Genomic DNA, 13,972 nt, shown 5'->3' on the forward strand with positions numbered 1-13,972 from the left:
TCCTTAATATCCCTCTGGGCCAGAGGTAGGAGGTACTGAGCGTGGCCTCGGGCCCCCACGAGCGCCGGCCTCGGCAGGATGCCGACGACGACGGCAGAGCACACGACGAGGGCCACCCGGAGCCCCCTCCGGCCCTTCATCACACGCCTCCGATCGTCTCTCCCTGGGCGATGCCTCCGTTCGGCGCTCCCGTGCCCGAGGACGCGGAGGAGCCCGAGGGCGCGCAGCAGCCGGAGAGCACGCAGAATCTGTGGGCGCCGCAGCCCGAGCCCTCTCCCGGGGACGGCGCGGACGCCCCTGAGAGCAAGCGGGAGCCGCGAACCGGGCGCCGCCCCTACTCGACGTCGTCCGGCCAGGCGCAGCCCCGCCACAGCCGTACAGGGGACCGCCGATCCGAGACGCCCCCGCCGCCCGCCTCGCCGCCTCCCCCCGACTCGCCACCCGGCCAGGCCGGCGGGTCCGATCCGCCGTCCGGGTCGTCTGAGGCGTTCGGCGGGTCCGGGTCCTCTGGGTCTTCTGGGTCCGCCGGGTCGTTCGGCGGGTCGTCCGGGTCGTCTGCTCCGGTGCCCGGGCCGACCCCGGGCCCGTCCGGCTCGGGTTCGTCCGGCGGGCCGGCCGTTCCCGACGAGCCGCCCCGGCGGCGGCTGGTGGACGCTCCCGACAAGCTGGTGGCCTCCGGGCCGCCGCGAACGCCGCGGGCGAACATTCCCAAGGAGGACCCCGACGCCGACGGCGCTCCCCGGCGTGAGCGGCGCCTGCCGTACTCGTCCGGAGACGACCGCACTCTGGCGCACAGGCCGCCGGTCCCGGGAGCCGAAGACCCGGCCGCCCCTTCTCCCAGCGGCATCCGGCTGGGTCCGGAGATCCCCGCGGAACCCGAGCCCGTCGCCTCGCCCGGCGACCCTCCCGTTCACCAGTCGGGTCCCGAGCCCCCGTACCGGCCGGTGCCCGAGGCCACGTATCCGGCGGATCCCGAGCCCCCGCGGGAACCGGTCGAACGGATCGGCCGCCCTCCGGGAGGGCGGCCCGCCCGGCCCGACGTGCTGGTCGCCATCGGCCCGCCGAGGACGGGAGCGGGCCGGCACCATCGGCGGCTCGCCCCGCCGCGCCGCTTCAGGCCCGGCAGGCTGGTCCTCCCCGTCCTGGTGACGATCGTGCTGCTGGCGGCGGCGGGACTGGGAGTGCTGGCCGTCAACTGGGCCAGAGCCCCGCAGTCCGCCGGACTGCGCCTCGCGGCGGGCGACGGCCAGTCGGGGGACGCCGCCTTCGCCGCGCCCGGCCTGCCGGGCAACGGCTCCAGCCAGGTACTCAACGCGATCGCCGCGGCGGGGTCGACCGTGGTGGCGGTGGGCAGCGACACCACGAGCACACTGCCGAGGCCCCTGTTCCTCGTGTCCACCGACGGCGGCAAGGACTGGGACCTGGGACGCGTCGCCGGTCCCGCCGGCTATGAGGCGGGCGCGGGCGCGGTCGGCCGGGTCGTGGGAGGCGGCGGCCGCTGGCTGGCCGTCGGGACCGACGTCTCGGGCTGGGCGGGCCAGGCGGCACGCGGGATGTGGGTGTCGCCGGACGGCCGGGCGTGGACGGCGGTGGACCCGGCGGGACTCGCCGTCTTCGGCAGCCAGGACCGGATCACCGACGTGGCCAGGACCACCGCGGGATTCGTCGCCGTGGGCGCGTCCACGCTCAAGAACGGAACGGTCGGTCCCGTGGCCTGGACGTCGCCCGACGGCAGGACCTGGTCGAGGGCGGGCGACATCGGCACGCCGGACAAGGTCCGGGGGATGCGCGTGGTCGTCGCCCGAGGCGATCAGATCGTGGCCCTGGCCGATCCCGGTCCCGGCGACTCGGGTTCGGTGATCCTCCGATCGACTGACGGCGGCAGGACGTGGCTGAGGACCGCCGCGACCCTCGCCGGGGTGCAACCCGAGCCGGGTGCGCTCACGGCGACGGGGAACGGGTTCGTCCTCGTCCCGCCCCGCCAGCGTTCGGCAGCCGGTGAGGTGACCGTGTACTGCTCGCCCGAGGGCGCCCGGTGGAGCGAATGCGGGAGCATCGGCGGGCTCGGCCCCGAGAGCACGGGAGTCCGCGGGCTGGCGTCCTCGTCGGCGGGCGTCGCGGCCGTCGTCGAGTCGGCCTGGGAGACGTATGCCGTCTACACCAGCGATGACGGGCGCAAGTGGTCCAAGACGGCGAACCTGGGTGAGATCCCGGGCACCCTGCGCGGGCTGACGATCACCGACGCGGGCCTGGTCGTCGCGGGTGGGGACAAACGCGGCGCCGGTGACGTGGAGAACCTGCCCGTCCTCATGACGGCGGGAGACGGCAAGGCGCCCCGGTCGGTGCCGCTGGGGAACGTCGCCGGTCTCAGCCACCTGGCCAGGGACACCGCCGACGTCGCGGTCTTCGCCGGCGCGTTCGTCGCGGTCGGCTCGGCCAACGGCGACGCCGCCATCTGGACGAGCGGGAACAACGGGGCCAACTGGACCGACGCCGGCCTCTCCGCGCTGCTCGGCGGACCCGGTCGCCAGGCCCTCAACGGCGTGGCGCACGGCCCGAAGGGCTGGCTGGCGGTCGGCAGCACGATGACCGACCCCGCCGTCACCCGGCCGCTGCTGGTGACCTCGTCGGACGGCGGGTCCTGGAAGGCCGGCCCGGCGATGGAGGTCTCCGCCGGTCACTTCCTGGTCGCGCCGCGCCTGGTCGCGGGCGGGCCCAAGGGTTACGTCCTGGCCGGCGACGATCGCAGCGCCACCGGCGTGCTGCCCGCTCTCTGGTTCAGCCCCGATCTCAAGCGGTTCACCCGTGTTCCGTCGGCCGGCATGCCGGCCGGGGGAGCGGGTGTGCGCCTCACCTCGGTCACCGCCACGCCGTCCGGATTCATGGCCGTGGGCGGGTCGGGCGCGCCCGACCTCGAGACCGGCGTCGTCTGGGTCTCGCCCGACGGGCTTCGGTGGACGCAGGCGGGCAGGGTGATCCCCGATGACGCCCGCTCGGCCGGACTGCGGCACGTGGTGGCCACGGGCTCAGGAGTCGTCGCGATCGGCACCGAAGTCACCGAGGAGGGCGTCCGCCCGTTCTCCGCCGTGTCGGCCGACGACGGCGCCCACTGGGAGTACGGCCGGCTCCCCGCCGAGCAGACGGCCGTGGTGCTCGACCTGGTCGCGGCCAACGGCGGTCTGGTCGCCGTGGGATCGTACGGCCCGGCGGGCGAGGGCGACAGCGCCGCGTGGATCTCCGAGGACGGGCTCGCCTGGACCCGCCAGACGCTCACCCAGGACGGCCTCGGCGGTGCCGGCACACAGTGGCTGGGAGCCGTGGCCGTGTCGGGGACCCGTGTGCTGGCCATCGGCAGGTCCACGGGATACGCCGACGACCACCTCACCATCTGGCGCAGCTCGCTCACGGCGGAGGGCCGATGATCCCCCACTCGGCCAGTGCCGCCGTGAGGCCGTCGGTCAGCGGGAGCCGTACGAGATCGGAGGGGTGGCACCAGCGGGCGTCTGCGGCGTCGTCCCCTGCGACGGGCCGGGCGTCCGAGGCGTTCGTCGCCAGGTAGTCGTGGATCTCGTAGACGACGCCGTCCGGGCCCGGCCGCTCGACGGTGCCGGCCAGTGGGCCGGCGATCACATCGAGCCCGGTCTCCTCCAGGAGTTCGCGGCGCAGCGCCTCCGCGTCGGTCTCTCCGGGCTCCACCCGGCCCCCGGGCAGCGACCACAACCCCTGCCCCGGAGGGCGGCCTCTGCGCACCAGCAGCAGCCTGCCGTCGTCGACCACGATCGCTCCCACACATCTGACACGCCGCACAGAACCAAGATTACGACTGGATAACAGGAAGACTCTTGACGCGACCGCTCACTCCGCAGCACCGTGAGTAGTTGTGAGAACCGCGCCTACCTGTCCGCGGTGTTTCGGGCCGCTGCACGAGCCGAACGTCTGGTCGAGCTCCTGGCGTTGCGGTGCGCACGGTGACGTGCTGCCCTTCCCGCCTCCCCGCCGCCCCTCTCAGGCCGCCCTCGACGCGCTGCGCGGGGCCGCCAGGGTCCCCGTCTGGCTTCCGTGGCCGCTGCCGCCGAACTGGCTGGTGACCGGATTCGCCGAAGTGGGCGACGAGCGCAGCGGGGTCAGGGCGAGCGTCGTCGCGATCTCGGGGCCCTCGATCACCTACGGACCCGCCGACATGCTGCTGGTCGCCGAGGAGCCTGGGGTCGGTCTCGGCGCCGCCTACGCGGGGTTGCCCGGACCGGATCCCGGCGCCGGGTTCGACGCGGGGCCGCCGCACGTGAAGGTCGACGCTCGTGGCCATCCGACCGCACTGTGGTGCGCGGGAGGGGTGCCGGAGGACCGGGCGGCCTACGTCGGCGAGGCCCTCGGCAACTGGCTGTGGACGATCGCCTGGCCTGCGGAGGTCGGCTGCCTCATCGCGCTGGCCGATCTCTCTCTGCGCGACCTGCGCGATCACGACCAGGCACTGGACCTTCCGTTCGGTGCCTTCTCGCCCAGACTGGACGCCGATGTCCAGTAAGGCGGGCGCGATCAGCTAGGGATAGTAAGGTTCTGAGCCGTGACAGCGCGTATCGAACGAGTGGTGACTTCGGGCGTCGTCGAGATCGAAGACGTCGAGCACAAGGTCGAGAACAATACCTGGATCGTGGGCGACGACGACGAGGTGATCGTCATCGACGCCGCGCGTGACGCGGAGAAGATCCTGGAGAAGGTGGGCGACCGCGAGGTCCTCGCCGTCATCTGCACCCACGGCCTGCCCGACCACGTGGGCGCCGCGATCGAGGTGGCCGCCAGGGACGAGGCCGTGATCGCCGTCCACGTCAAGGACAAGCGCCTGTGGCGGCAGACGTGGGAGGACACCTGGCCCGACATCGAGATGGAGGACGAGGGCCTGTTCGCCGTCGCCGACGTCGAGCTCGAGGTCCTGGCCACTCCTGGCGTGACGCCCGGCGGCGTGTCCCTCTACTGTGAGGAGCTCGACGCGGTCTTCACCGGCAAGACGCTCCAGCTGGACGGCCCGGGCAAGCTCGCGGGCGAGTACCCCGCCCTCAGCGACCAGCTCACCTCCATCGGCGAGCGGTTGTTCACGCTCCCGCACGCGACCCGGGTGCTCCCCACGCACGGCGAGGAGAGCAGCATCGGCGACCTCGAGCCGCAGTTCGACAAGTGGCTGTCCGGCTCGCTGACCTCGGAGGAGAGCATCGCGGAGCCGCCGCCTCTCGTGGACGGCACCAGGGTCTCCGGTGTCAGGCTGGACCTCGACGAGTAGGCGATCATGGAGCAGCTCGGCCTCGACGGCATGCCGAGGCGGCTCTACACGTGCACGCCGTCCCGCCTGAACTCGTGGCTCGACTGCGGGCGCCGGTACCGCTTCACGTACCTCGACCGCCCGGCGCCGCAGAAGGGCCCTCCGTGGGCGCACAACAGCGTCGGGGCGTCGGTTCACAACGCCCTGGCGGCCTGGTGGCGTGAGCCGTACGAGCGCCGGACGCCGATGATGGCGGCCATCCTCGTCACGAACGGGTGGATCACCGAGGGCTTCCGCGACGAGGAGCAGTCGGCGTTATGGCGTGATCGGGCACGCGAAATGGTGTCCGGATATGTCAGGACGCTTGATCCTTCGGACGACCCGGTCGGCGTCGAGCGCACGGTGGCCACCCGGACGGCTGTGATCGCGGTGTCGGGACGTGTGGACCGGCTCGACCGGCGGGACGACGAGCTCGTGGTGGTCGACTACAAGACCGGCCGCCGGCCGCTGGACGCCGACGACGCCAGGTCCTCGATCGCCCTGGCCATCTACGCCATCGCGTCGTCGCGCATGATGCACCGCACGTGCCGCCGCGTCGAACTCCACCACCTGCCCACGGGCGCCGTCGCCGAGTGGGAGCACACCGACGAGTCGCTCGCCCGCCATCTCCACAGGGCCGAGGAGATCGCCACGGAGGCCTCCGCGGCCGATGAGGCCTACCGGGCCTGGGCGGGGCGTCGTGGCGGCCGGACGGAACCGAGCCGGACGAGGACAGGCCGTACGGACACGGGGCGGACCGACGCGGGGCGGACGGACACGGGCCGGGCGGACGCGAGCCGCACGGGGACCGCGCCCGCGGAGGTGCCGCCCGAGATCGATGAGCTGTTCCGGCCTAACCCCGGCCCGATCTGCTCGTGGTGCGACTTCCGGCGGCACTGCCCGGAAGGCCGGGCCGCCTCTCCGGACCGCCTGCCGTGGTCCGCGCTCGCCGTCGACTCGGAGACGGACACTCAGGCCACGACCCCGACGGCCTAGACGACGATCTTCCCGGGCCTCCTGCGCGGATCGACCAGCCCGCGCAGACCCTTGCTGACGTCGTATCCGGCCGCGGCCAGTCGTTCCCGCGACGCCTGCAACATCTCCCTCGTCGACGGGGTGAACGCGCGCTGGTGCACGAACTCCGGCAGTGAGTTCGTCACCGTGCGGAACGCTCTCAACGTGGCCGTCACGGCGCTCTGCGGTACCTCGGGCAGCACGCCGTACATCCGGCGGGCCCAGTCGGGCAGCGTGTAGTAGCACAGCGCCCCGAACGGGAAGTACATAGGCTTGCCGGGGCTGAGGAAGCGAAGGTCGTGCGGCAGGCGCGGCCACAGCAGGAACCGCACCGCCGCCACCGCTTCGGGGATGGGCTTCAGATGGGGCCGCATCTCGGTGAAGTAGGCGTCCATCTCGGCGACCGAGCCCGGCACGTCCTCCGCGTGGAGGCCCACATAGGCCGCGCTACGTCGCTGCTCGGCCAGGTAGCGGTCGGCCACGCTGTCGGAGATCTTCGCGCCGGCCCGGCGGACGATCTCCAGGTAGGACATGACCTCGGCGCAGTGGACCCACAGGAGCAACTCGGGATCGTCGACGCGGTGATGCCGCCCCGTCTCCGGGTCGTGGATGCGCAGCCCGCGGTGGATGCCCCGCACGCGCCGGCCGATCTCTTCGGCCTCCTCGGGGCTGCCGTAGGTCACCCGGCCGACGAAGTCCGCCGTACGGCGCAGCCGGCCGAACGGATCCTCCTGGAAGTTGGAGTTCTGCCAGACCCCGCGCATCGCCATCGGGTGGAGCGCCTGCAACATCAGGCCGCGGACGCCGCCCACCCACATGGACCTGTCGATGTGCACCAGCCACGTGGCCGATTCCGGTGGCTGCGCCGTGGGCGCGTCGCTCGTCCCCATGCCGGTCACGCCTTCAGCCGTACTGGAGCAGCCGGCTCTCCGCGGCGTTCCAGAACCTGGTGAGGGCCGCGGCGGTGGTCTCCGGAGCCTCCACGGCGGGCGAGTGGACGGAGCCGGGGACGACCACGCAGTCGGCCTCCAGCCGGTTGGCCATCTCGGCCTGCAGGAGCGGCGGCCACCCGTCGTCGTGCTCGCCGTACAGAACGAGGAGGTCGAGGCCGCTCTCGGCCAGCTCGGCCACGCGGTCGCGGGCGTTCAGCACCTCGTCCGCCATCGCCAGCAGGCCGGCGGGGGAGTTGGACAGCAGGCGCTTGCGCAGGAAGGCGACGATGTCGTCCGGCACACCCGCTCTGAGTGCGTCCGGTTCCATCCGGTTGGACCACAGGTAGTCCACGCCGTGCTCGGGCAGCTCCGCCAGCATCATCCGGCCCGCCCGTTCCCGCGGGCCGATGATCCCCGCGGGTCCCGAGCTCATCAGTGTGAACGAGGCCAGCTGCGCCGTGCCGTTCAGGACGGTCTCACGGGCCACTAGGCCGCCGAACGAGTGGCCGAGAAGGTGGACCGGCTCGCCCGCGCCCACGACGCGGGCGATCGATTCGACGTCGGCGCCCAGCGACGCGCAGGTGTAGGCCTGGGGGTCGTCGGGCCCGGGCGTCTCGTACTGCCCGCGCATGTCGACCGCGATCACTCGCCTGCCGGCCTGGGCCAGCGTCTGGAGGACCGCGATGAAGTCTTCCTTGCTCCCGGTGTATCCGGGAACCAGGAGCGCCGGCCAGCGCTCCGCGACGCCGCTCACCGGCAGTGCCTCGAGGGCCGTGAACGAGCCCAGCTCCGTCTCGATCGGGAGGACGGAGACTCCCGGCGGGAGCGTCAGGAACCGCGGCGTGCTCACAGTGTCTCCTCCGCCCCACCCGGGAGCCGCGTTACCGCTGGGCGGGACGGCTTACCCGCGTGGGACCGGCTGCTGTGCCTGTCGGCTGCTTCGCTCACGTGGCATCACGATACCGAGCGAAACCGTTCGCGACACTGCCGAAAAACTTATGCAGGTTGCGGCTGGTCATCGCACACGCCTCATGCCAAAGTCCATACCCACTGGGAGGATGGCCTCCCGGATCAGGTCGTACGGCGAGGCCGCGGACGGCTCACCCTGCGCCTGCTCTGGGCACGCTCGGTCGCCGCCGACGGAGCGGGGTCGTCGTCCTCGGTCGCGAGGTCGGGCGACTGGAAGACCACGACGAAGGGACTCGCCGGGACGATCCGCTCGGCCTGCGGCGCGGAACGCGGTGTGGGGGGCAGCATGGGCGGCGCCTCCTCGAGGATGTCCCCCGGCAGAATTCTGCTCGCGGGTTCGATGGTGACGGCGGGTTCGGCGGCGGTCACGGGCTCGCTCTCTGTCTCGACCGGGGTGACCGGCTTGACGGAGCTCGCCCGCTTGGCGGACGCCGCCCGCCTGGTGGACTTCACTGGCTTGACCGGGCTCGCCTGCTCGGCCTCGACCGGGGTGGCGGTTTCGACCGCGGGGACCGTCTCGACCGGAGGCGCCGTCTCCGCCCTGGGCGCGGGGGCGCTCACGGGTTCGACGCCGGTCGCGGTCTCGGCGGCGGGTTCGGCGGCGGTCACGCCGTCGGTCTCCGCCTCCTGGGCGCGGCCACCGCGGGTACGGCGTCGCTCGCGGGTGCGGGCCGGGCGCTTGCGGCGCTCCTCCGCGTCCTCGTCGCGATCACGCTCGCCGCGTCCCTGCTTGCGGGTCCGGATGCGCCCGGTCTCGCCCAGGTCCTCGATCTCCTCGGCCGCGAGCCCCGCACGGGAGCGGTTGGCGCGCGGCAGCACGCCCTTCGTCCCCTCAGGGATGTCGAGGTCGGAGTAGAGGTGCGGTGAGCTGGAGTAGGTCTCGACCGGGTCGGCGAAGTCGAGGTCGAGCGCGTTGTTGATGACCTTCCAGCGGGTCAGCTCGGTCCACTCGACGAAGGTCACCGCGACACCCGTGCGCCCGGCCCGGCCGGTGCGGCCGATCCGGTGGACGTAGGCCTTCTCGTCCTGGGGGCAGTCGTAGTTGACCACGTGGGTGACATCGTCGATGTCGATGCCGCGCGCGGCCACGTCGGTGGCCACCAGCACATTGATCTTGCCGTTGCGGAAGGCCCGCAGCGCCTGCTCGCGCTGTCCCTGACCGAGGTCGCCGTGGACCGCCGCGGCGGCGAAGCCCTTCTCCTGAAGCTGCTCGGAGACCATGTCGCAGGCGCGCTTGGTCTCGCAGAAGACCATCGTCAGTCCGCTTCCGTTGCTCTGGAGCAGCCGGGCGACGATCTCGATCTTGTCCATGCGGTGCGTGCGGTAGACGAACTGGGTCGTCTGGGGGAGCGCCTCGTCCTCGGCGGCGCTGTTCTCCGCGCGGACGTGGGTGGGCCTGGTGAGGTAACGGCGGGAGAGCGTGACGATCTCACCGGGCATGGTGGCCGAGAACAGCATGGTCTGCCGCTGCTCGGGGACCAGCTTGATGATCCGCTCCATGTCCGGCAGGAAGCCGAGGTCGAGCATGCGGTCGGCCTCGTCGAGGACGAGCATGGTGACCTGGCCGAGGTCGAGGTGCTTCTGCTTGACCAGGTCGAGGAGGCGCCCCGGCGTGCCGACGACGACGTCGACGCCGTTCTTGAGCGACTCGATCTGGGGCTCGTACGCCCGGCCGCCGTACACGGTGAGGATCCGCGAGCCGAGCTTGCCGGCCGCGAGGACCAGGTCCTCGGTCACCTGCAGAGCGAGCTCACGGGTCGGCACGATGACCAGGCCGCGTGGCTTCTTGCGGTTCTTCCTCGGTTTGCCGACGAGTTGCAACATGGCGACGCCGAAGGCATAGGTCTTGCCCGTGCCGGTGCGCGCCTGGCCGATGACGTCCTGGCCGGCGAGTGCCAGCGGGAGCGCCATCTCTTGGATCGGGAACGGTGAAGAGATGCCCTCGGTCTCGAGGGCATCGGCGATCTCTGGGATGACTCCCAGGTCTCGGAACGTCGTTGTCAGTGTGGCCTGCCTAAATCGGTGCGAAGGCGGCCTCCTGGTCATCCAGCCGGCAGATCTTTCCCGGTCCGGGTCCTCGTGGATCACGCCTTCGTCGTGATGAGCGACCGCCACATCCAATAACTGGGGGCGCCGGGGCCGAACCCCGGATCAACACAGCGCGGTCGCACTTTTCACTGAGCAGTCTACTCGATACCACAACGGGGAACCGATTTCTGTTTCTTCCCACCAATAGTCTCCATCGCACCAGTGATGCGGAGGTGGTCGACGGGCTGATGGGAGGTGACCTTGGACACGTACGCTGCACCCATGACTGATTCCTCTCCCGGCCTCTCCCCCGGCGTCGTGGACCTGCTGGGCGTGCTCGCGTACGCCGAGCTGACGGCATTCCTCAAATTGGCGGAGGACGCCGCCCTGCTCGCCCCGACCCTTAACGACAGGGCGGCACTGGGCGACGTCGCGGCGACCGAATACGGCCACTTCCGGGTGTTGCGCGACAAGTTGTCGTCTCTCGGGGTGGACCCGGAGGAGGCGATGGACCCGTTCGTGGACGCGATCGACGCCTGGCACGCGCAGACCAGGCCCAGGGACTGGCATGAGGCACTCGTGAAGGCCTATGTCGGCACGGGCATCGCGGGGGACTTCTACCGCGAGGCCGCCCGCCACGCGGAGGAGTCCGTCCGCCGGCTCGTCGACGACGTCCTGACCGACGAGGGCCGTTCCGAGTTCGCGGTCGAGCGCGTGCGGGCGGCGATCAAGGCCGACCCCCGGCTGAGCGGCCGGCTGGCTCTGTGGGCGCGGCGGATGGTGGGGGAGGCGCTGAGCCAGGGCCAGCGACTGGCCGCCGCGCGTCCGGAACTGGCCGCGATGCTGGTGGGCGAGGAGGGGGAGGACCTCGCGGAGATCGGCAGGTTGTTCGCCCGGCTGACCGAGGAGCACGGCAGGCGCATGGCGGCGATCGGTCTCACCACGAGCGGCTAAGCGTTAGTTGACACTTACGAAAGCAATGGCTAACTTTCCTGGAGACAGTTCCAGGAAAGGAGCACAGCCATGGCTCGGCCTGTGGTTTTCTTCGACATCGCGACCAGTGACGCGCCGTCTCTGTTCGGCTTCTACGCCGACCTGTTCGACTGGCGAATCGACGCGGACAACCCCATGGGGTACGGCTTGGTCGAGGCCGCCGAGGACGGCGTCCCGGGCGGCATCGGAACCGCTGCGGAGGGGGCGGCGAAGGGCGTGAGCATCGTGGTCGCCGTCGACGACGTCCAGGGACACCTGGACAGGGCCGAGGCGCTCGGCGGCAAGACCGTCGTGCCGCCGTACGAGGTCCCGGGGACGGGTACGCTCGCGGAGTTCACCGACCCCCAGGGCAACCGGATCGGGCTCTGGAAGCGCTGACAGGAGCGACGCATGACCGAGCCGATGGATGAGGCGCTGCGGGCGATAGCGGAGCCGCGCCGCCGTGCCATCCTGCGGCTCGTCGCGAACCAGGAGATGCCCGCGGGCCGGATCGCCGAGCACTTCGAGGTGACCCGGCCGGCGGTCTCCCAGCACCTTCAGGTGCTGAAGGAGGCCGGCCTGCTGATCGAGCGGCGTGAGGGCACCAAGCGGCTGTATCGGGCCCGCCGTGAGGGCCTCGCGCCGCTGCGGCAGTTCCTCGACGAGATGTGGGGCGAGTCGCTCGACTTCGCGCGCCGGATCGTGGAGGCCGAACGCGGGGTGTCCGATCACCGGTCGCAGGCGGGATGAGATGGGCCGGTCTGCTGTTCCGGCGGCCAAATGGTTGTAGCGTGCGTGGCATGAGGGCCTCGCGCCGCTACGGCAGTTCCTTGACGAGATGTGGGCCGAATCGCTGGACCTCGCGCGCGGTGTTGCGCAGAGGAAGCGAGCATTGCCCGACTGTCGGCCAGCGGCGGGGTGAAACCCACGGCGCCGACCTCACCCGCCGCCCGCGCGGGTGCCGTCATGGCCGGAGCTGAGCAGGGAACCGGGCCCGAGATCGTCCCGCCGATTCACAAGTCCGTCATGGTCCGCAGCGATCGCGACCATGTCTTCGACGTCTTCGTCCGTGAGATCGGGCAGTGGTGGCCGACGTCGTCCCACTCGCTGGGGACCGCCGAGGTCGTCTCCGTCACCGTCGAGCGGCACGTCGGCGGCCGGGTGTACGAGACGGACGCGGACGGCACGGAGTGCGCCTGGGGGAAGGTCCTGGCCTGGGAACCGCCGGAACGGTTCGCCATGACCTGGGAGTCCACCCGCTACGAGCACGGCGCGCCGGAGCGCCGGCTGTCGCCCGACGGGGCGGTGACCGAGGTCGAGCTGCGCTTCCTGGCCCTCGGCCCCGCACTGACCCGTGTGGAGCTGGAGCACCGTGGCTGGGAACGCCTTTCGCCCGACCTCGCCCGCCGCTATCCCGGGAGCTACAACGCGGGGTGGAGTCTCATCCTGGACCGCCTGGCGACCCACGCCGAGGGCCGTTAGTCACACGTCGCGCTGGTCAAATGGAGTCGGTCACAGGGGCCGAACGGTCACAACGTTCCGCCGAAGCCGACGGGCCGCGTCTCGTCTTCGCCGATCTCGACGAATCCGAGCGACTGGACGGGGACGACCACGCGGCGGCCCTTGGTGTCGGTCAGTGAGAACACGCCTTTGTCCGCGGCGAGCGCCCTGCGGAGTTCCTCCTCGATCTGGTCGGCCGACAGGTCGGTCTCGACAATGATCTCTCGGTGCACCGACTGTACGCCGATCTTGATTTCCATCGGGCTCCCCTTTCGAGAGGGCTTGTAGTACCCATCGTCGTCGCCTCGCGGCGCGCCGAGCCCTTTGATCGCGTCAAGCGAACAGGAATTCGCCGTCAGCCGGTGCGGGGGAAGCCGCTGATGCCGCGCCAGGCGAGACGGGCCATCAGCTGGGTGGCCGCCTCCTTGGGGATCGAGCCCTGGCTCGTGAGCCAGTAGCGGGCGCTGACCTCGGCCATGCCGACCAGGCCGACGCCCAGCAGATGGGCCTCGTCGCTGGAGCAGCCGGTGTCCTCCTGGATGACCTGGCTGATCGCCTCGGCGCTCTCCCGCAGCGAGCGCTCGATGCGCTGGCGCACCGGGGCGGCGTTGCGCAGGTCGGACTCGAAGACGAGCCGGAAGGCCTCACCCTGGCTGGAGACGAAGTCGAAGAACGCCCCGATGGCCGCCTGGACCCGCTGCTTGTTGTCGGTGGTGGAGGCCAGCGCGTCCCGGCAGCGGCTCACCACGTCGTCGACGTGCAGGTCGAGCAGGGCGAGGTAGAGCTCGAGCTTGCCCGGGAAGTGCTGGTACAGGACCGGCTTGCTGACGCCGGCGCGCTCGGCGATCTCGTCCATCGCGGCCGCGTGGTAGCCGTTCTCCACGAAGACTTCCTGGGCGGCGCTCAACAACTGGCGGCGGCGGGCCAAGCGGGGCAGCCGGGTGCCCCGGGGTTTGGCGTCCGGGGGTGTGGTCACGGCAGTCTCCTTGATACGAGGGGCTCGCCGCCCCAGCGTCCCATCCTACGGGGCGGGTGGCCAGGTCAGCGATATTCCTCATCGTCGCCGACGTCCACCGTGCGCTCCTGTTCCGCGACGTCCGCGGGGTCGGCGTCGAATGGGACGTGCTCGGGCCAGCGGTCGTCCCCGGACGATCGGGCCAGCTGGTGCTGCTCCACGGCGTCCGCTTCCGGAGCCTCGATCGAGAGCTCCTCGACGACGTCGTCGAGCGAGTCCATCTCGGACATGTGCACGTCCTCTCGTTCG

General features: G+C 71.5%; 15 protein-coding genes. 8 read left to right on the forward strand and 7 right to left on the reverse strand.

The window, feature by feature from the left end; all coding sequences use genetic code 11:
• Window positions 1–41 precede the first annotated feature (41 nt).
• Entirely contained in the window at window positions 42–3,422 is a 3,381-nt protein-coding gene (locus Psi02_RS08910) for a sialidase family protein (protein ID WP_203972966.1), read from the forward strand.
• On the opposite strand, the gene Psi02_RS08915 is transcribed toward Psi02_RS08910, so the two are convergent.
• Window positions 3,403–3,807 carry an NUDIX hydrolase gene (locus tag Psi02_RS08915; RefSeq protein WP_239094726.1) on the reverse strand — a complete coding sequence of 135 codons (405 nt, stop codon included), beginning with the start codon at window positions 3,805–3,807 and terminating at the stop codon, window positions 3,403–3,405. The genes Psi02_RS08910 and Psi02_RS08915 overlap by 20 nt on opposite strands.
• 73 nt (window positions 3,808–3,880) lie before the next feature.
• Between Psi02_RS08915 and Psi02_RS08920 the strand changes: the two genes are divergently transcribed.
• The 3 genes from Psi02_RS08920 to Psi02_RS08930 are packed head-to-tail and all read left to right on the forward strand — an operon-like array spanning window position 3,881 to window position 6,289.
• Window positions 3,881–4,525 carry a DUF6758 family protein gene (locus Psi02_RS08920; protein WP_203972967.1) on the forward strand — a complete coding sequence of 215 codons (645 nt, stop codon included), beginning with the start codon at window positions 3,881–3,883 and terminating at the stop codon, window positions 4,523–4,525.
• Window positions 4,526–4,564: 39 nt separating this feature from the next.
• Window positions 4,565–5,275, forward strand: a complete 711-nt coding sequence (locus Psi02_RS08925; RefSeq protein ID WP_203972968.1) for an MBL fold metallo-hydrolase — start codon at window positions 4,565–4,567, stop codon at window positions 5,273–5,275.
• 6 nt (window positions 5,276–5,281) lie between these two features.
• Window positions 5,282–6,289 carry a RecB family exonuclease gene (locus Psi02_RS08930; protein WP_203972969.1) on the forward strand — a complete coding sequence of 336 codons (1,008 nt, stop codon included), beginning with the start codon at window positions 5,282–5,284 and terminating at the stop codon, window positions 6,287–6,289.
• On the opposite strand, the gene Psi02_RS08935 is transcribed toward Psi02_RS08930, so the two are convergent.
• The 3 genes from Psi02_RS08935 to Psi02_RS08945 form a co-directional block, all read right to left on the reverse strand.
• Window positions 6,286–7,197 (reverse strand): oxygenase MpaB family protein, encoded by a 912-nt coding sequence (locus Psi02_RS08935; protein ID WP_203972970.1) that lies wholly within the window; start codon window positions 7,195–7,197, stop codon window positions 6,286–6,288. The genes Psi02_RS08930 and Psi02_RS08935 overlap by 4 nt on opposite strands.
• A 13-nt stretch (window positions 7,198–7,210) precedes the next feature.
• Window positions 7,211–8,089, reverse strand: coding sequence for an alpha/beta fold hydrolase (locus tag Psi02_RS08940; protein WP_203972971.1), 879 nt, complete (start codon window positions 8,087–8,089; stop codon window positions 7,211–7,213).
• Window positions 8,090–8,310: 221 nt separating this feature from the next.
• A complete protein-coding gene (locus tag Psi02_RS08945) occupies window positions 8,311–10,119 on the reverse strand; it encodes a DEAD/DEAH box helicase (protein ID WP_239094727.1) in 1,809 nt (602 codons plus the stop codon).
• Window positions 10,120–10,518: 399 nt separating this feature from the next.
• On the opposite strand from Psi02_RS08945, the gene Psi02_RS08950 reads away from it, so the two are divergent.
• The 4 genes from Psi02_RS08950 (at window position 10,519) to Psi02_RS08965 (ending at window position 12,690) form a co-directional block, all read left to right on the forward strand.
• The gene (locus tag Psi02_RS08950) at window positions 10,519–11,190 is read left to right on the forward strand and encodes a ferritin-like fold-containing protein (RefSeq protein WP_203972972.1); all 672 of its coding nucleotides are present in this window, start codon (window positions 10,519–10,521) and stop codon (window positions 11,188–11,190) included.
• A 69-nt stretch (window positions 11,191–11,259) separates the two neighbouring features.
• Window positions 11,260–11,607, forward strand: coding sequence for a VOC family protein (locus Psi02_RS08955; protein WP_203972973.1), 348 nt, complete (start codon window positions 11,260–11,262; stop codon window positions 11,605–11,607).
• A gap of 12 nt (window positions 11,608–11,619) precedes the next feature.
• Window positions 11,620–11,958, forward strand: coding sequence for an ArsR/SmtB family transcription factor (locus tag Psi02_RS08960; RefSeq protein WP_239094728.1), 339 nt, complete (start codon window positions 11,620–11,622; stop codon window positions 11,956–11,958).
• 216 nt (window positions 11,959–12,174) lie between these two features.
• A complete protein-coding gene (locus Psi02_RS08965; RefSeq protein ID WP_203972974.1) occupies window positions 12,175–12,690 on the forward strand; it encodes an SRPBCC family protein in 516 nt (171 codons plus the stop codon).
• 47 nt (window positions 12,691–12,737) lie between these two features.
• On the opposite strand, the gene Psi02_RS08970 is transcribed toward Psi02_RS08965, so the two are convergent.
• The 3 genes from Psi02_RS08970 to Psi02_RS08980 form a co-directional block, all read right to left on the reverse strand.
• A complete protein-coding gene (locus Psi02_RS08970; RefSeq protein ID WP_203953654.1) occupies window positions 12,738–12,968 on the reverse strand; it encodes a DUF3107 domain-containing protein in 231 nt (76 codons plus the stop codon).
• 95 nt (window positions 12,969–13,063) lie between these two features.
• Window positions 13,064–13,684, reverse strand: a complete 621-nt coding sequence (locus Psi02_RS08975; RefSeq protein ID WP_203953653.1) for a TetR/AcrR family transcriptional regulator — start codon at window positions 13,682–13,684, stop codon at window positions 13,064–13,066.
• Window positions 13,685–13,749: 65 nt separating this feature from the next.
• Window positions 13,750–13,953, reverse strand: a complete 204-nt coding sequence (locus Psi02_RS08980) for an Rv3202a family protein (RefSeq protein ID WP_203972975.1) — start codon at window positions 13,951–13,953, stop codon at window positions 13,750–13,752.
• Window positions 13,954–13,972 lie beyond the last annotated feature (19 nt).

The organism is Planotetraspora silvatica, from assembly GCF_016863315.1.
Lineage (GTDB): Bacteria > Actinomycetota > Actinomycetes > Streptosporangiales > Streptosporangiaceae > Planotetraspora > Planotetraspora silvatica.